Source organism: Novispirillum itersonii (assembly GCF_014205675.1).
Lineage (GTDB): Bacteria > Pseudomonadota > Alphaproteobacteria > Rhodospirillales > Rhodospirillaceae > Novispirillum > Novispirillum itersonii_A.
On record NZ_JACIIX010000001.1, the window covers coordinates 430,660 to 446,810 of the forward strand.

Annotated in this window: 17 protein-coding genes and 1 tRNA gene; 7 read left to right on the forward strand and 11 right to left on the reverse strand. The window is 65.1% G+C overall.

All coding sequences use genetic code 11. The features are described 5' to 3' along the window. Positions 1-141 precede the first annotated feature (141 nt). A complete protein-coding gene (locus tag FHS48_RS01990) occupies positions 142-576 on the forward strand; it encodes a hypothetical protein (protein WP_184260749.1) in 435 nt (144 codons plus the stop codon). 4 nt (positions 577-580) lie between these two features. Here FHS48_RS01990 and FHS48_RS01995 read toward each other — a convergent pair whose 3' ends face one another. Further along, on the reverse strand, positions 581-1,729 hold the full coding sequence (locus FHS48_RS01995) for a glycosyltransferase family 4 protein (protein ID WP_221443312.1): 1,149 nt from the start codon (positions 1,727-1,729) through the stop codon (positions 581-583). A gap of 97 nt (positions 1,730-1,826) precedes the next feature. After that, positions 1,827-1,902, reverse strand: a tRNA-Ala gene (locus FHS48_RS02000). Between the two features lie 186 nt (positions 1,903-2,088). Here FHS48_RS02000 and FHS48_RS02005 point away from each other — a divergent pair. From FHS48_RS02005 to FHS48_RS02020, 4 genes are all read left to right on the forward strand, one after another. Continuing rightward, positions 2,089-2,400 (forward strand): YggT family protein, encoded by a 312-nt coding sequence (locus tag FHS48_RS02005; protein WP_184260752.1) that lies wholly within the window; start codon positions 2,089-2,091, stop codon positions 2,398-2,400. Then, positions 2,400-2,735 (forward strand): DUF167 domain-containing protein, encoded by a 336-nt coding sequence (locus FHS48_RS02010; protein ID WP_184260755.1) that lies wholly within the window; start codon positions 2,400-2,402, stop codon positions 2,733-2,735. The genes FHS48_RS02005 and FHS48_RS02010 overlap by 1 nt, the downstream gene beginning before the upstream one ends. A gap of 29 nt (positions 2,736-2,764) precedes the next feature. Next, positions 2,765-3,637, forward strand: coding sequence for a bifunctional methylenetetrahydrofolate dehydrogenase/methenyltetrahydrofolate cyclohydrolase FolD (gene folD, locus FHS48_RS02015; protein WP_184261365.1), 873 nt, complete (start codon positions 2,765-2,767; stop codon positions 3,635-3,637). 176 nt (positions 3,638-3,813) lie between these two features. Beyond that, entirely contained in the window at positions 3,814-4,011 is a 198-nt protein-coding gene (locus FHS48_RS02020) for a hypothetical protein (RefSeq protein WP_184260758.1), read from the forward strand. Here the strand turns inward: FHS48_RS02020 and FHS48_RS02025 are convergent. From FHS48_RS02025 to FHS48_RS02040, 4 genes are all read right to left on the reverse strand, one after another. Continuing rightward, positions 3,999-4,649: a hypothetical protein gene (locus FHS48_RS02025; protein WP_184260762.1), complete on the reverse strand. Its 651-nt coding sequence runs from the start codon at positions 4,647-4,649 to the stop codon at positions 3,999-4,001. The two genes, FHS48_RS02020 and FHS48_RS02025, sit on opposite strands and share 13 nt — an antisense overlap. Before the next feature lie 142 nt (positions 4,650-4,791). Continuing rightward, a complete protein-coding gene (locus FHS48_RS02030) occupies positions 4,792-6,003 on the reverse strand; it encodes an argininosuccinate synthase (RefSeq protein ID WP_184260765.1) in 1,212 nt (403 codons plus the stop codon). 127 nt (positions 6,004-6,130) lie between these two features. Then, positions 6,131-7,219, reverse strand: coding sequence for a bifunctional transcriptional activator/DNA repair enzyme AdaA (locus tag FHS48_RS02035; RefSeq protein WP_260402287.1), 1,089 nt, complete (start codon positions 7,217-7,219; stop codon positions 6,131-6,133). A gap of 60 nt (positions 7,220-7,279) precedes the next feature. Beyond that, positions 7,280-8,098, reverse strand: a complete 819-nt coding sequence (locus tag FHS48_RS02040; protein WP_184260769.1) for a class I SAM-dependent methyltransferase — start codon at positions 8,096-8,098, stop codon at positions 7,280-7,282. 159 nt (positions 8,099-8,257) lie between these two features. Here FHS48_RS02040 and gloB point away from each other — a divergent pair, with 159 nt between their 5' ends. Next, positions 8,258-9,031, forward strand: coding sequence for a hydroxyacylglutathione hydrolase (gloB, locus tag FHS48_RS02045; protein WP_184260771.1), 774 nt, complete (start codon positions 8,258-8,260; stop codon positions 9,029-9,031). A gap of 3 nt (positions 9,032-9,034) precedes the next feature. Beyond that, positions 9,035-9,721 carry a trimeric intracellular cation channel family protein gene (locus FHS48_RS02050; protein ID WP_184260773.1) on the forward strand — a complete coding sequence of 229 codons (687 nt, stop codon included), beginning with the start codon at positions 9,035-9,037 and terminating at the stop codon, positions 9,719-9,721. 17 nt (positions 9,722-9,738) lie between these two features. Here the strand turns inward: FHS48_RS02050 and FHS48_RS02055 are convergent, their stop codons facing one another. The 5 genes from FHS48_RS02055 to dnaJ form a co-directional block, all read right to left on the reverse strand. Further along, positions 9,739-10,350, reverse strand: coding sequence for a class I SAM-dependent methyltransferase (locus tag FHS48_RS02055; protein WP_184260775.1), 612 nt, complete (start codon positions 10,348-10,350; stop codon positions 9,739-9,741). Next, complete coding sequence (locus tag FHS48_RS02060; RefSeq protein ID WP_184260777.1) at positions 10,337-11,593, reverse strand: MFS transporter; 1,257 nt, start codon at positions 11,591-11,593, stop codon at positions 10,337-10,339. Before FHS48_RS02060 ends, FHS48_RS02055 begins: the two co-directional genes overlap by 14 nt. Further along, positions 11,593-13,608 (reverse strand): TonB-dependent receptor, encoded by a 2,016-nt coding sequence (locus FHS48_RS02065; RefSeq protein WP_184260779.1) that lies wholly within the window; start codon positions 13,606-13,608, stop codon positions 11,593-11,595. The genes FHS48_RS02060 and FHS48_RS02065 overlap by 1 nt, the downstream gene beginning before the upstream one ends. A gap of 263 nt (positions 13,609-13,871) precedes the next feature. Next, positions 13,872-14,699 (reverse strand): helix-turn-helix transcriptional regulator, encoded by an 828-nt coding sequence (locus FHS48_RS02070; protein ID WP_184260780.1) that lies wholly within the window; start codon positions 14,697-14,699, stop codon positions 13,872-13,874. A 156-nt stretch (positions 14,700-14,855) separates the two neighbouring features. Then, on the reverse strand, positions 14,856-16,010 hold the full coding sequence (gene dnaJ / locus FHS48_RS02075; protein WP_184260782.1) for a molecular chaperone DnaJ: 1,155 nt from the start codon (positions 16,008-16,010) through the stop codon (positions 14,856-14,858). Positions 16,011-16,151: the final 141 nt, after the last annotated feature.

A 16,151-nucleotide genomic window follows, 5' to 3' on the forward strand; every position in this document is an offset into this window, starting at 1 on the left:
CCCATGAGGGGATAACCGGTGCACGACAGAAAGGCATATGTCACACCGGCGGGGGGACAGCGACACCGCAGACCGGGCTTCGGTCAGGCGGTTCCGTCCCCACCGGCCGATGGCGCCGCAGGCAGGAAAGAGATATAAAGTATGAGTGACGCCATCCGCCGTCATATGGAAGCCGTCAGCCTGAAAGCCCTTGCCGTTGATGACAGCGGCTCGGTTCAGGTGCTGCGTACCATCGGCCCGCTGACTTTTTCCTTCACCTCTCTGGACCTGCCATGGGCCTGCCGTTTTCACGAGGCAGAAGGACAGGCGTCCCTTGTGGTCGCCGCCCCGCTGGTGCCGCTGCCGTCCGACAACCCCCAGCGCAAACTGGCCCTGCTTCAGGTGATCGAGGCAGCCTGTGCGGCAGGACTGCCGATCTCGCTGCGCAGTGACGGCTGGGCGGTGTATGGCGAACGGTTTTCGCTGGAAACACCGGTGACGCCGGAAAAGCTGATCACCATCCTTGGCACCCACATGCTGGCGCTGGAGCCATGGCTGGCCCTGCTGCGGGTGATTGCCGGAACCAAAAAGGGCTGAGGACTCAGCCCCCCTGCCCCAGACCCTGTTTAATCCGGTTAATCTGTAAGGTCACCACCGCCCGCTCATCATACAGGCGCAGCGCCCGCTCCCGTCCGGCCAGACCGAAACGGCGGCGGGCCTGTGCATCCCCGATCAGGCGCTGCATGGCAGCCGCCAGAGCGGCAGGATCTTTCAACGGGACCAGCAGACCGGTTTCCTCCGGCACCACCTCTTCCCGCGCCCCCCGGATATTGGTGGCAATCACCGGCTTTGCCATCATCATCGCCTCGATGATGGTCCGCGGCATCCCTTCCCGCCACGACGGCAGACAGAACACATCCATCGCCGCCAGACACTGCGGGATATCGCCGCGCAGCCCCGGCGTCACCAGACGTGGCCCCAGCGCGGCCCGGGCCGCCGCCAGTTCGGCCTCCACCCCCTGCGCATGGTCCGAGGCCAGCTTTTCGCCGACCAGCAGAAACCAGGCCTGCGGGCAGCGGGCAGCAAGCGCCTGCGCCGCCTGAAGAAACTCACCGATCCCCTTTTCCCGCACCTGTCGGCCAATGCAGCCGATCACCACGGCCTCCGCCGGAATCCCCAGCTCCACCCGGATGTCCGCGCCGTCCCCAACCTGCTGCGGATCAAACCGCCGGACGTCGACACCGTTGCCAATCGCCAGAACCCGGTCCTGCCGCAGGATCCCCAGCCGGACGGCATCCTCGGCATCTTCGCTGCTCTGAGAAAACAGCAGGTCGGTGAACAGGCCGCCGAACCGCTCCAGCCCGACGAACAGCCGGTACTTCCAGCCCGGCATCTCCTCGTGGAAATAAAAGCCGTGCGCGGTGTAGATCACCAGCGGCACTCCGGCGATCCGCGCCGCCAGCCGGGCAATCAGGGCCGCCACCGGGGTATGGGCATGGACGATGTCAAACCGTTCCCGCCGGAACAGCCGGACCAGCGCCAGCACCGAGCGGGCGGCCAGAAGCGGGTTCATGCTGCGGGCAATCGGCACCGGAATGATGCGATAGCCCCGCGCCCGCAGGTCCGGGATAAACGGCCCGTCGGAACAGACCGCCGTCACCTGCCATCCCTGATCCTGCATGCCGTCGATCAACGGCAGCAGAAAGTTTTTCAGTGTGAAATCAACCGCACAGATCTGACAGACCTTCATCGGGATCCCCAAACGGCAGACGACCGAACCTGACAATGCCCCGGATGGGACCAATCAGAAAAGACAAAACCCGCCGATTTAGTCGGCGGGTTTTGATTGGTGGAGCCGAAGGGAGTCGAACCCTCGACCTCAGCAGTGCGATTGCTGCGCTCTCCCAACTGAGCTACGGCCCCTTGAGGCGCGCATAATCCCCAGATCACTGCCCCCTGTCAACGTCTTTTTCAAAAATTTTTCAATCTTTGTCGTTTTTTACGCCCGGCAGGCCGGTTGCCCCCCTTGCCCGCCCCCGCTCCGCTGATTAGGGTTAAGGACAGAACCGGCCTGCCGGGCCGGAATTTATCAGGGACAGCGCCTTCACCATGACCGTCGTTCTGATTCCGCTGCTTCAGATCATCAATGTCATCATCAATCTGTTCATCTGGGCGCTGATCGGCTCTGCCGTCCTCAGCTGGCTGGTGGCCTTTGGCATCGTCAACACCCGCAACCGCTTTGTCGACAGCGTCGGCACCTTCCTGTGGAAGATCACCGAGCCGCCGCTGCGCCCGCTGCGCCGCATCATCCCCGACCTTGGCGGCATTGATCTGGCCCCGATGGCGATGATCCTGATCCTGTGGTTCGTCCAGGGTGTGCTGTCACAGCTGACCTACCGGGTGGCGATGGGCGGCCTGTAATGACCGACCGGCCTTCTGCCCCTTCCGGCCCGCTGTTTCCCGCTGCCGGAGGGGTGCGGCTGCATGTGCGCCTGACCCCCAAGGCCAGCCGGGATGCCATTCAGGGGCTGGCGGACGAGGCCGACGGCGGACAGGTGCTGAAAGCCAGCGTCACCGCCGTGCCGGAAGACGGAAAAGCCAATGCCGCGCTGATTCAGCTCTTGTCGAAAGCGTGGAAACTGCCTAAGAGCGGATTTGAAATCATCGCCGGAGCCACGGACCGCCGGAAGACCCTGCTGATCCATGGCGACACCCAGACCCTGCTCGACCACCTGCGCCAGAGGATGCCGTCATGACCACGCCCGCCACCCTGCCCACCGAAAACCTGCCCACCGGGAAACTCATCGACGGAAAAGCCTTTGCCGCCACCCTGCGGGCGCAGATCGCCGTCGATGTCGCCGCCCTGAAGGCCAGCCACGGCGTGCAGCCGGGCCTGGCGGTGGTGTTGGTCGGCGAAGACCCGGCCAGCCAGATTTATGTCCGCAACAAGGCCAAGCAGACCGTCGAATGCGGGATGAAGTCGGTGGAACACAAACTGTCCGCCGACACCCCGGAAGCTGATCTGCTGGCCCTGATCGACACCCTGAACGCCGACCCGACCATCCACGGCATTCTGGTTCAGCTTCCGGTGCCGAAGCACATCGACGCCGACAAGATCATCGCCGCCATCCGCCCGGATAAAGACGTTGACGGTTTTCACCCGATGAATGCCGGTCTGCTGGCCACCGGCGGCAAGGCGCTGGTGCCCTGCACCCCGCTCGGCTGCTCGCTGCTGCTGAAGGATCATCTGGGCGATCTGTCGGGCAAGCATGCGGTGGTGATCGGCCGCTCCAACATTGTCGGCAAGCCGATGGCCCAGCTGCTGTTGCAGGAAAGCTGCACCGTCACCGTTGCCCATTCCCGCACCAAAGACCTGCCCGCCGTCTGCCGCGAGGCGGACATTGTGGTGGCCGCCGTTGGACGCCCGGAAATGGTGAAGGGGGACTGGCTGAAGCCCGGCGCGGTGGTGATCGACGTCGGCATCAACCGCATCGCCCTGCCGGACGGCAAGTCCAAGGTGGTCGGCGATGTGGACTTTGCCTCCGCCGCGCCGGTGGCCTCCGCCATCACCCCGGTTCCGGGCGGGGTTGGCCCGATGACCATCGCCTGCCTGCTGAAGAACACTCTGACGGCCTGCCAACGGTCTGTCGGACTCTAATTATACTAATTACAATCTAGTATTCTTTTATTTTTATGATATACCCCGGCACAACCGTGCCGGGGTTTTTGCATTGCACTGGCACCTATGGCTCTCCTCCGTCAGGTCTTCCCTCTGTCAGGTCTTCTATGTGCCAAGATACCACCCCTGAACCCACACCTTCCGACCTGATCAGTATGGCACAACGAACCCGGCGGCATGCCGCCGCCTACCGGGAGACGGTTGAACGGTACTGTGCAGAGATGCCGGAATATCTGGATCGTTTTCACGAGGCCATGCAGGCCTTCCGGGCCACGGCGGCCCGCCTGCGCGGACACCGGACAACCGGGGCGGACGGGCAGACCGATCCGCAGAGCGGGGATCAGTCCGGCTGAGACACCGTCACCGCCACACCGGGCTTGAAAGCGCAGACCACCGTCGCCTCCATCACGCCCGGCAGGGTCACCTGCCACTGCATGCCCTCCACCAGATCGCGGTAGGCGGCAACCATGGTGGCACAGCCGAGGAAATGGCCACGGTCTGAAACGCCGGAACACAGGCGCAGGGTATTGCCGCTGTCGCTGTAATCCAGCCACACCGCTTCCCGCTCCTCGCTGGCGGTCTCGGTCAGCGGCAGCGCCTGAAACTCGCCGCGCACGATCGAGGTCTGAAGCGGATAGGCCACCGACCACCGACCGTCGAAACTGGCGGCGATGTCCTCAAAATGGCAGGTCAGGGTATCGCCGAAACGGTCGCGGCGGCGGCGTTCCTCCACCCGCAGGCGGCGCCCCTCATCCATCGCGTGCCCGACCGGGGCCGGAAGCACCAGCAGGCCGGAGGGATTGTCCACCCGCACCTCGGCCAGCTCGCGTTCCTTCTCCGTCGCCAGCGCCTGCTGGGTCGGGGTCATCTGCGCCCATTCATCATCATCAATCCCCAGCGGATTGGCCGAACAGGCTGCGACAGAGACCGCCAGCACCGGGGCAAGCCAACGGCCCCATCGGCAAACACTGCTGCGAAAAACGCCCGGCATACCAACCCCTGCTGCTGATTGACGGAAAAACAGGTTTTCAGGCCATCCCCCTCTGTCTGGAACCGGTCCAGACCGGCAGGGCGGCCAAAAAAATCCCGCCCGGAAGCCCCTTACGGGCGATCCGGGCGGGATTTCAGACGGATCAGCCGCGGGCCAGCTTGCCCAGACGCAGACGCAGCGCGTTCAGACGGATGAAGCCGTTGGCGTCATACTGGTCGTAGACGCTGTCTTCTTCGAAGGTCACATAGTCCATGCGGTACAGGGACTTCGGCGACTTCCGGCCGACGACGCTGGCCACGCCCTTGTAGAGCTTCAGGCGCACGGTGCCGGTGACGTTTTCCTGGGTCTTGTCGATCAGGGCCTGAAGGGCCAGACGTTCCGGGGCGAACCAGAAGCCGTTGTAGATCAGCTCGGCATACTTCGGCATCACGCTGTCCTTGAGGTGCGCTTCCTCGCGGTCGAGGGTGATGCTTTCAATACCACGGTGAGCCACCAGCAGGATCGACCCGCCCGGGGTTTCATACACGCCGCGCGACTTCATGCCGACGAAGCGGTTTTCCACCAGATCGAGGCGGCCGATGCCATGCTTGCCGCCCAGCGCGTTCAGCTTGGTCAGCAGGGCGGCCGGGGTCAGGCGCTCGCCATTGACGGCGACGGCGTTGCCCTGCTCGAAATCAACGGTGATGTATTCCGGCTCGTTCGGCGCGTTTTCCGGCGACACCGTCAGGCGGAACATATCGTCGTCGGCTTCCTGCCACGGATCTTCCAGCGCCTTGCCTTCATAGGAGATGTGCATCAGGTTGGCGTCCATGGAATAGGGCGCGTCGCCGTGCTTGTCCTTCGGCACCGGAATCTGGTGCTGCTGGGCGTATTCGATCAGCTTGGTGCGGCTGTTCAGGTCCCACTCACGCCACGGCGCGATGACCTTGATATCGGGCTTCAGGGCGTAGGCGGTCAGCTCGAAGCGGACCTGATCGTTGCCCTTGCCGGTGGCACCGTGGGAGATGGCGTCGGCACCGGTGGCCTCGGCGATCTCGATCAGGCGCTTGCCGATCAGCGGGCGGGCAATCGAGGTGCCCAGCAGATAGACACCTTCGTACTGGGTGTTGGCGCGGAACATCGGGAACACGAAGTCACGCACGAACTCTTCGCGCAGGTCTTCGATAAAGATGTCCTTAATGCCGAGCATTTCGGCCTTTTTGCGCGCCGGCTCCAGTTCTTCACCCTGACCGATGTCGGCGGTGAAGGTCACGACTTCGCAGCCGTATTCGACCTGTAGCCACTTCAGGATGATCGAGGTATCAAGGCCGCCGGAATAGGCCAGCACGACCTTCTTGATATCGCCCTTTTTCATGAACAGATGCCCCATTGTGGGAAAAGGTGGAGGTTCAGGACCTGTAACAGACCGCGCGGAGTATAGGGGACTGTTCCCGATGGCGAAAGGGGCAGGATAGGCCAACCGTCAGGAAGCTGGCGGCACGTCATCCGGACGGCAGCGCTTCCGCCCGGTGGGCACTGCGGCGTTCATGTTCCAGCAGCCACTGCTTGCGCCACAGCTTGCCGCCGTACCCGGTCAGCGCCCCGTTGGCCCCGATCACCCGGTGGCAGGGCACGATCACCGCCACCTGATTGGCCCCGTTGGCGCGCCCGACCGCCCGCACCGCCTGCGGCCTGCCAATGCGCTGCGCCAGCCCGCCATAGGTGCGCACCTCTCCCGGCGGGATCTGCCGCAGTTCCGCCCAGACCGCCTGTTCAAAGGCGGTTCCCCGCTGCACCACCGGCACCGTGAAAGCGCTGCGGGCGTCGCGGAACCAGGCCGTCATCTCGGCATCGACCGCCTCCAGAACCGGGCAGGTGCCGAACGGGATCGGGCCATAGCGGGTCTGAAGCCGGGTGATTTCCGTCGGCAGGGCGGTCCGGTCAAAAAACTCCAGCAGATGCAGGCCGTATTGGTCCCCGATCGCCAGCATCGCGCCGATCGGGGTGTCGATCCAACGGGCCAGCAGCGTATGCTGGTCCCGCAGCCGGGCCGGGGCAGTGCCCAGCAAACGGGTGATCGCCTCGCGGAAACCGCTGGCCGATTCGTATCCGGCGTCCAGTTGTGCCTCAATCACCGCAGCACCGTCTTTCAGGGTTGCCACCGCCGCCCCCAGCCGCAGCGACCGGGCAAAGCGGGTGAAGGTTGTGCCAAAGGTCTGCCGGAACGCCCGGCGGACCGTGGAGGGATCCAGCCCCAGCGCCCGCAGATCGTCCTCGCCCCAGCGGCGGTCCGGCTCGGCCTCCACCCGGCGGCGCAGGTCGGCCAGCCATGGGCGCACCGGGGTCCCGCCCGGACAGGCGCAGGCTTCCAGCGGACGGCAGCGCAGGCAGGGCCGGAATCCGGCGGCCTGCGCGGCGGCGATGGTGTCGAAGAACACCGTGTTCTCCCGCTTCGGCTTGCGGGCCGGGCAGGTCAGGCGGCAGAAGATGCCGGTGGTGCGCACCCCGACCACCCAGAACCCGTCATAGGCGGGATCACGGGCCAACAGGGCGGCATAAAGCTGATCGGTCGAAACGGGGGTGGTCATCATGGCGGCAGTCTGCCTGATCCTGATCGGCCCCGCCGCCGGAAAGCGGGCATGGATATCGGATCAGGCCCCATCACCATCGGGCGGCAGAACGGTCGGGTGAGGTCCCGTCGGATGCGGCACCGGCGTCGTCGAACGGGGCCGCGCCCGCTTCGGCCCGCTCAGCCCCAGCCGCTCCGGCAGGGCCATATACCGGCCCGGCGTCGCCGGAACCCCGGTGTTTGGCATCGCATACAGCTGTTTGCAGGCTTCGATCAGGATCGCCCCGCAGAAAGACGGAAACCAGCGGGCACCGATCCGTTCCACCCCCTGCGCCCACGCCAGCCACAGCCGCGACCGCGTCGGCGGCAGAAACAGGGCCTGCCGGGTCATCTCCGGCGTAAACATGGTGTCGCGCAGCAGATGCCGGAGCTGGCTTTCGCTGTAGGGCCGCCCGCTGCCGAAGGGGGTCCGCTCCAGATGCGCCCAGATCCCCTGACGGTTGGGCACCATCACCACCAGCCGGCCATCATCGGTCAGCACCCGCCACACCTCGCGCATCAGGGCGCGGCTGTGTTCGGTGTTCTCAAGGGTATGGCACAGAATGATCCGGTCAAAGGAGCGGTCGGGGAACGGCAGGTTGACATCCTCGGTCAGGGCCACCAGACCCGGGGCTTCCGGCGGCCAACCCTGCACCCCCTGCGTCGCTGGCATGGTGGCCAGCACCCGCTCCGCCTCGCCCAGAAATGGCCGCAGAAAGGGAATGGCGTAGCCGATTCCCAGCACCCGCAGCCTCCGCACATCAGGCCACAGGTCGCGCAGATGGCGGCGAATCAGCCGCCGCGTGACCTGACCAAGGCTGCTGGCATAAAAATCACGAAGATCAACCACGTCCAGAAACATGCCGGTGTCTGCATCCTGTATGGTGGCCCCTTCCAGACAGGGAACGCCGGTTCCGGGGAAAACTCAACAGCTTTGACGGTGAGGCCTCTGCCGCGATGTTTGAAATGAGTCTGCTCTTGGCCGATAACAAGGGGTGACATCCCGCCCCCGGAGCCCGCCATGCCGTTGGATATCCTCTGCCTGCCCGCCTTCGACGACAATTACATCTGGCTGCTGCACTGCCCGGAAACCAACCGGACGGCGGCGGTCGATCCCGGCGATCCGGCAGTGGTGGTGGCTGCCTGCGAGGCCCGGGGCTGGACGCTGGATCAGATCCTGCTGACCCATCACCACTGGGACCATGTTGACGGTGTCGCCCCGCTGCGGGAGCGATATGGCTGCACCGTCACCGGGGCCGCCGCCGATTCCCACCGCCTGCCCGCGCCGGACCGTCTGGTGCAGGACGGCGACACCGTGACCGTCGGCACCGCCCGGGCGCGGGTGATGGCGGTGCCCGGGCATACCACCGGCCATATCGCCTACTGGTTTGAGGGCGAGTCCGCCCTGTTCTGTGGCGACACCCTGTTTTCGCTGGGTTGCGGACGGATGTTTGAAGGCACCGCCGCACAGTTCTGGTCCAGCCTGACCGCCCTGCGCGCCCTGCCGGATGAGACCCGGGTGTTCTGCACCCACGAATACACCCTCTCCAACTGGCAATTTGCCCACGCCATCAGCCCGCAGGACGAGGCCCTGTCCGCCCTTGGGGACCGGATCCGGGCCCGCAGGGAACAGGGGCAGCCGACGCTGCCGGTCCGGCTGGACGATGAAAAACGCCTCAACCCGTTCCTGCGGGCCGATGATCCGGCAATTGCCGCCGCCGTCGGCCTGTCCGGTCAGGACGGAACCGCCGTGTTTGCCGCGCTGCGGCAGCAGAAAAACACCTTCAAGGGATAAATCATGCTGGCCGATACCCTTCTGTCGCTGGATCAAAGCCTTGCCGTCGCCCGGGTGATCACGCTGGTTGATATGACCGCCGTGGCGGTGTTCGCCATCTCCGGCGCGCTGGTTGCCGCCCGGCGGGAAATGGACCTGCTCAGCTTCGTCTTCGTCGGCACCGTCACCGGAATCGGTGGCGGCACCCTGCGCGACCTGATTCTGGGGGTACGCCCGGTGTGGGTGACTCAGCCGGACTATCTGGTGATCTGCATTGTCGCCTCTGTCACCACCTTCTGGGCGGCGCGGCTGCTGTCCTCCCGCTATCGGGCGCTGGTGTGGATGGATGCGGTCGGGGTTGGCATGTATGCAGTGACCGGGGCCCAGAAGGCCGCCGCCCTTGGGGCCGCGCCGGTGGTCTCGGTGCTGATGGGGGTGATGACCGCCGCCTTCGGCGGACTGATGCGCGATATCATGTGCGGGGAAAAATCACCGCTGCTGTTTAACCGCGAGGTCTACGCCACCGCCGCCATTCTGGGGGCCAGTGTCTATCTGGTCCTGCGGGCGCTGGACCTGCCGGTGGAAATTCAGGCCGCCGGGGGATTCTGCGCCGGTTTCGGCCTGCGGGCCGGGGCCATTGTCTTCGGCTGGGGCCTGCCAACCTACCGCCGTCCGGCCCGCCCGCTGGACGGCCCGGACGGACGCGACTGATACCGTTCCTCATTCCATCACAGCGGCGCTGTGGCATGCGCCAGTTGCAGGTGACGCCCTTCCGTCCACACCCGGACCGCCACAAAACCGGCAGCGGTCACCAGACCGGACAGGTCGGCATCACTGTAATACCGCATGGCCGGTGCATAGGGCCGGAGAAACAGCGAAGCGGAACGCGCTGCGGTGACAATCACCAGCCGCCCGCCCGGCTTCAGCACCCGACGGACCTCGGCCAGCATCCTCCCCGGATCGGCGACAAAAAAGAACATATGGGCACTGGCTGCCGCATCGAAACTGGCGTCCGCCCACGGCAGGGCATGGACATCCCCCAACCGCAGATCCAGCCGGCCGGCGGCAATCGCCGCATGGTTCCGTTCCGCACTCAGGGCGATCATCTCCGGGCTGTGGTCAATGGCTGCCCCAGCCGCACAGACCGCCAGCATCTCCTGCAACAGCACCCCGGCCCCGCAACCGGTCTCCACCACCGTTTCGCCGGGGCGCAAGGCCAGTTCCGTTTTCAGGCGGTCAAAGCCCTGTCGGTGGGGTCGGGACTCCCGGTACAGGCTGCGGCCAATCCACCCCGACGGTTTGCGGGCCGTCACATCAATAAAGCGGTCACGCAGGGACATCGCAATCTCTCTCAACAGGCAGCGGCGGATCAAACCGCCGGATCATTACGGCCAGACCAGCCATCACCGACACCGACAGTGCCGACAGGGTCAGAAAATGGGCGGCATAGCCCAGATGCTGGGCCATCAGCCCGCCAACACTGGCAAACAGCAGCGACCCCAGACTTTCCGCGCATAAGAACAGGGTGAAATCGGTTCCCGGCTGATCGGAGGCCGACCACCGCATGAACAGGGTCAGAAAGGCCAGAGATGCCATGCCCTCCAGAAACGCCTGCACAACGGCCAGAACAGCGGTCAACGGCACCACGGCAGCCCCCGGCGGGTCCAGAACCAGCCCGCCGGTCATGGCAAGACACAGCGCCGCCGCCGCCCCGGCCCCACAGGCCAGTCCCCGGGGCGAAACCCCACGCAGCAGCAACCCCGCTCCGGCCGGGGCTCCGGCCAGGCCAAGGGTGGCAAAGGCAACGGCCGAGATCACGCCGACCTGATCCAGAGTAAGCCCCTGATCCACCCAGTAACTTTTCAGCATACCGTCACTGCCTGCCGAAGCCGCCTTGAACAGCAGGGCAACCCCGATCATCGCCACCGCGTGCCGTTGCCGCAGGAAATGCCGCAGAGAAGGGGACCGGGCCGAGACGGCCTCCCCGTCTGCCGGAGGGGGTGGCAGCGCGGCGGCCAGACCGGCCATCACCGGCATCCACGCCCCACACAGCAGCATCGCCCCTGCCCATCCCACGGTCTGATCGGACAGGAGAACCGCTGCCGCCCCCCCAAGCATCCCAACGGTGAAACCGATAAAGCGGACCGTGTTGACCGCCCGCGCCCCCATCCGGCGACGCTGAAGGATCGCATGGCGGTCCACCGCAATATCCTGCGTGGCTGTCAGGGTGTTCAGGACCACCAGAAGGCCGAGCAAAACCCCCATCTGTTCCGGTCTGGCCGGATCGCCGACCACGGCAAGCCCGGCAAACGCCAACCCCGCCATCCCCTGCATCCAGCGGATCACCGACAGGCACCCCCGCCGCATTGCCCACCGCTCCACCGGGGCCGCCCACAGGGCCTTAAGGATCCATGGCAGAAAGGCAAACGCTGACAGTCCTATCAGATCAAGCGGCAGACCGTGCGCCCGCAGGTACGGCGGCAGGCCAAGCCAGGTGATTCCCATCGGCAGCGCCTGCGACACATAAAGTCCCCCCAGCAGAAGGGCATCGCGGCGGGGAAACGATCCTTGAGATCCGTCCATCACCACACCGCCTTTGCGGTCAGACCGACGGCAGCACCGTCTTCCGCCACCCCGTAATCCTGCCCGTTGGAGCGGAAATAGCCCTTCAGGACGGTCTCATCGGTCAGATTCCGTCCCCACAGGGACAGCGACCAGCCCTCTCCCTTGACCCCTGCCTCGGCATTCACCGTGAAGGCGGCAGGCTGGCGGTAGGCGCCTTCCGGATCGAAGGTATAGGAGGACCGCAGCGTCGGCGTGGTGCTGGCAAACAGGGTCAGCCCCGCCCCGACCGGATGCTGCCATGCCAGATCCGCCGTCAGGGTATGCCGCGGTGAAAAGGGCGTCTGATGACCGGAGTAATCCGCCCCGGTCGCCGCGACACGGAACGTATCGTACTGCGCCCGCAGCCAGCCATAGCCCAGGGTCAGCGTCACCTCTTCATTCAGGCGGGCGGCAGCCTCCAGCTCCGCCCCGTAGCTGGTGGCGGCGGCGGCATTATCGATCACCCGCAGGGTCGGTAGGGCAGGATTGACCGCCACCCGGGCCTGCTGGTTTTTCCAGTCGGTATAAAACGCGGCGACATTGACGGTCAGGCGGCCATCGGCCCAGTCGGTCTTGCTGCCGATCTCGTAAGACCAGCTTGTTTCCGGGTCATAGCTATTGGCCTTGCCTCCGGCCTCCAGAAACTGGCTGATCCCCCCGGCCTTGAAACCACGGCTGACCTTGCCATAGGCCATGACCTGCGGTGACACCGTCCAGGTCAGCCCGACCTCCGGCGACAGGGCATCATCGGTGCGGCGGCCCGAGGCGGTGGCGGGCGTCCCGAAGAAGTTGTTCCCCGACGGGCTGGAAACCGTGGCGGTCCCGTCCTTGATATCCCGGGTGTAGCGCAGCCCGGCGGATACCTCCACCGCAGGCGTCACCGCGTATCCAAGGTCGCCGAAGGCCGAAAAGGTTTCTGTGGTGACATCCAGCGCATTCCGGCTGGCATCTTCCTGCGACACCGACGCCATGTCGTAGGTCTGGCTGCCTTTAAAATCCTCATGCAGATAGAACAGCCCGGCCTGCCAGCGCAGATCCCCGGCAGACCGTACTGCCGGAGAGACGGATGCCAGCTTGACCTCCTGACTCACCTGCCACTGCCGTTCATCCTGACCCTGCAACAGCATCGGCGTTGCCGAGAAATCACCATCCAGCACCATATCCCACTGAAAGCCGCGGAAGGCGGAAATCGAGGTCAGGGTTGCCCCCGGCAGGTCATGGTCAACCTTCAGGGCTGCCCCGCCCCGGTCAGCACTGCGCTTGGCCGGGGCATCGAGAATGGATTCCCGCTTTTTCGCCACCGACAGCGGCACAAACGGGATGCCGCCATCATCGGCATCCCGCTCATAATCGGCGGTCAGCCGCAGCGTCGTATCCTCTCCGGCGAAGGACGTAACCCCGATCCGGCCGGAATAGGTTCCGGTATCGGCATCCTTGCCGCCGGTGGTCCGGTTATCGATGTATCCATCCCGCTGAGTGCTGGCGAAGGATGCCCGGGCCCGGACGTTCCCGTTGGCCAGCGGCGTGCTGACGCTGCCCCGGACCGCCCGCTCATTCCCCGTGCCCAGCCGCAGATCCACAGAGGCCGCAGGCTCCGCCCCGGCATCCGGCGTTACCACCGTGACCGCCCCGCCGATGGTGTTCTTGCCGTACAGGGTGGTCTGGGGGCCACGGATCACTTCCACCCGCCCGACATCGGTCAGCAGCGTCGGAAAGGCCCCGGGACGCCCGACATAGACGTCATCGAGAAACAGTCCGACCCCAAGCTGACGGTCAATCCCGCCGTCCATTCCCATCGACCCGACCCCACGGATGGTGAACGGCCCGCCCTGCGGACTGAAAACCGTGCTCGGGCTCAGGCGGGCCACATCCTCGAAGCTGCTGCCACGGCCCCGGTCCAATGCCTCCCCCGACACCGTGGTGACCGCCACCGGGGTTTCCTGAGCCAGCTCCGGGGTTCTGCGGGCGCTGACCGTCACCTCCGGCAACGCCACCACTGCGGAAGCCGGTGACGCAGGGGGGGCAGACTGGGCTACGGCCGGATCAGGGGCAAGAAGTGCTGTCCCCGCCAGACAGGCAGAGATCAGGGCCTGAGAGAACTGGGGGGAGAATTGGGGGGAGAATTGGAGAGACCGTCGGCAGGACATCGGAAAACCTCACCGTCAAAAAAAGGTGAGGTCACTCAACAGCGAATCATTCTTAATAACAACAGGCCCAGCTTTGGGGTTTCGGATTTTCTGTTTCGGAATCGCGGCAGTCAGGCATCCCGGTCTTTCAGGAACGCCGACGGAGGCATGCCGAACCGGCGGCGGAACTCTGCCGAAAAATGCGCTGGCGTATAGCCAAACCGATAGGCAACCGTCGCGACGCCCCCTTCGCCCCGCTCCAGCGCCTCACGGGCCTGCAACAGCCGCTGCTCCTTCACCCACGCTCCGGGCGACAGCCCGTATTCTCCGGCAAAAACCTGCCCCAGCCTGCGGACATTCAATCCCACCTGTCGGGCAACTTCCGGCAAGGTTGGCGGGGCTGCCATCGTCGCCAGCAAAATATCCCGGGCATCCTGCGCCCGCCGACGGTCCCGGGCCGGGAAAGTCGGTCCGCCCTGCCCGTCTTCTGACGGAGAAGCCTCCGGCAACAGGGCCGCCACCAGCTCAAAGGTCTGCGCCATCAGGGCCAGACGCCGCGCCGCGCCGCTCAGGGAGCAGGCCAGCATCGCCCGGGACAGACGGCGGGCCCGGACCGAGCTGGGATGCGCCACCGGCTCCCGGCGCAGCAGCGGTGCCACAGCGGCATCCCCCAGCAACTGTCCGGCCGTCTCGCTGTCCATATGCACGAAAACACCGCTGAGAACACTGTCCACCCGGGCCAGATGCTCGGTTTCCAGCGGCTGTTCAGCCCAGAAGCCGGTGGCCATGTTGCCGGTCCAGTGGTGGGGTGGCGCGGTGTCGTGACGGGTGGTGATACTGCCATCGACCAAAACCCCCAGCCACAGTCCCGGAGCCGTCCGGGACAGCCAGCGGTCACCGCTGCGCAATGTCTGCGTATCCAGAAACAGCCTGACCCCAGCCGCTTCGACACATTCCATGGCAGCATACTCCCAGATCCGGGCACAACCGGATCCACCAATCGCATCAACTAATAATGATTGTCAATATCATCAGATAGTATACCCAACCGGGGAGCAAAAAAGCAGGGCAGCCCCAACGGGACTGCCCTGTTCTTTTTCATAAACTCTGCGGAATCAGTTTTTCGGACCGTCAGTCAGATCATCCCAGAATTCCTTGATCCGGCTGAAGAAACCACTGCTTTCCGGGCTGGTATTGCCATCACCGCCCCCGGCGGCGGCAAATTTACGCAGAAGCTCCTTCTGCTCCGCACTCAGGTTGACCGGGGTTTCCACCACCGCCTGAATGAACATGTCACCCCGGGCCGTGGAGCGCAGGACACTCATGCCCTTGCCCTTCAGCCGGAACTGATGGCCGTTCTGGGTGCCTTCCGGGATGGTCACGCTGGCCCGGCTGCCGTCAATGCACGGCACCTCGATGGTGCCGCCCAGCGCCGCCGTGGTCATCGGAATCGGCACCTTGCAGTAAATGTTGGCACCGTCGCGCTGGAAGATCCGGTGCGGCCGGACCGACAGGAAAATATACAGATCCCCGGCCGGAGCGCCGCGCAGACCGGCTTCTCCTTCCCCGGAGAGACGGATCCGGGTGCCATCCTCAACCCCTGCCGGAATCTTCACTTCCAGCATCTTATCCTTGCGCTGACGGCCGGAGCCGCCGCAGGACGAACAGGGATCCTTGATAACCTTACCGGCCCCGCCACAGGTCGGACAGGCCCGTTCAATGGTGAAGAAGCCCTGCTGCGCCCGCACCCGGCCATGACCGTGACAGGTCGGGCAGGTGGCGGGGGCAGCACCGTTCTTGGCCCCGGTGCCATTACAGGGTTCGCAGCCCGCCGACGTCTGGATGGTAACCGTCGCGGCCCGCCCGGCAAAAGCGTCTTCCAGCGAAATGTCCATTTCGTAGCGCAGGTCGGAGCCGCGCAGGTTGGACCCGCCACCGCCACCACCGCCCCGACGCCCCATGAACTCGCCGAACATTTCCTCGAAAATGTCGCCGAAGCCGCTGAAACCGGCACCACCGCCGAAGCCACCGCCTCCGGCACCGCCCTCAAAAGCCCCGTGACCGAAGCGGTCGTAAGCCGCCCGCTTCTGATCGTCCTTCAGGATTTCATACGCTTCGTTGACTTCCCGGAACTTGGCCTCAGCCTCGGCATCCCCCGGATTGCGGTCCGGGTGGAACTGCATGGCCAGCTTGCGGTAGGCCTTTTTCAGGTCGTCGGCACTGGCGTCCTTCTGGCACCCCAGAACCTCGTAATAATCCCGTTTGCTCATTGATGAATCCGACCGATGTGGCGACAGGATGCGTGCGCCTGAATGATGCGGCCCGGCCCCGGCACCGCCCGGCATCGCCGGAACGGATGGCCCGCCCGCTGTTCCGGTATCAGGCCGGAGACAGCAGACAGGCGGACAGCG

What these genes read in the sequence shown, in the direction of transcription:
- FHS48_RS02060 (WP_184260777.1), bottom strand. Translation starts at nt 11,593, where the DNA reads ATGGACGGATCTCAAGGATCGTTTCCCCGCCGCGATGCCCTTCTGCTG.
- dnaJ (WP_184260782.1), bottom strand. Translation starts at nt 16,010, where the DNA reads ATGAGCAAACGGGATTATTACGAGGTTCTGGGGTGCCAGAAGGACGCC.
- FHS48_RS02050 (WP_184260773.1), top strand. Translation starts at nt 9,035, where the DNA reads ATGCTGGCCGATACCCTTCTGTCGCTGGATCAAAGCCTTGCCGTCGCC.
- FHS48_RS02040 (WP_184260769.1), bottom strand. Translation starts at nt 8,098, where the DNA reads ATGTTTCTGGACGTGGTTGATCTTCGTGATTTTTATGCCAGCAGCCTT.
- FHS48_RS02055 (WP_184260775.1), bottom strand. Translation starts at nt 10,350, where the DNA reads ATGTCCCTGCGTGACCGCTTTATTGATGTGACGGCCCGCAAACCGTCG.
- FHS48_RS02070 (WP_184260780.1), bottom strand. Translation starts at nt 14,699, where the DNA reads ATGGAATGTGTCGAAGCGGCTGGGGTCAGGCTGTTTCTGGATACGCAG.
- FHS48_RS01995 (WP_221443312.1), bottom strand. Translation starts at nt 1,729, where the DNA reads ATGAAGGTCTGTCAGATCTGTGCGGTTGATTTCACACTGAAAAACTTT.
- gloB (WP_184260771.1), top strand. Translation starts at nt 8,258, where the DNA reads ATGCCGTTGGATATCCTCTGCCTGCCCGCCTTCGACGACAATTACATC.
- FHS48_RS02025 (WP_184260762.1), bottom strand. Translation starts at nt 4,649, where the DNA reads ATGCCGGGCGTTTTTCGCAGCAGTGTTTGCCGATGGGGCCGTTGGCTT.
- FHS48_RS02005 (WP_184260752.1), top strand. Translation starts at nt 2,089, where the DNA reads ATGACCGTCGTTCTGATTCCGCTGCTTCAGATCATCAATGTCATCATC.
- FHS48_RS02030 (WP_184260765.1), bottom strand. Translation starts at nt 6,003, where the DNA reads ATGAAAAAGGGCGATATCAAGAAGGTCGTGCTGGCCTATTCCGGCGGC.
- FHS48_RS02035 (WP_260402287.1), bottom strand. Translation starts at nt 7,219, where the DNA reads ATGATGACCACCCCCGTTTCGACCGATCAGCTTTATGCCGCCCTGTTG.
- FHS48_RS01990 (WP_184260749.1), top strand. Translation starts at nt 142, where the DNA reads ATGAGTGACGCCATCCGCCGTCATATGGAAGCCGTCAGCCTGAAAGCC.
- FHS48_RS02010 (WP_184260755.1), top strand. Translation starts at nt 2,400, where the DNA reads ATGACCGACCGGCCTTCTGCCCCTTCCGGCCCGCTGTTTCCCGCTGCC.
- FHS48_RS02020 (WP_184260758.1), top strand. Translation starts at nt 3,814, where the DNA reads ATGGCACAACGAACCCGGCGGCATGCCGCCGCCTACCGGGAGACGGTT.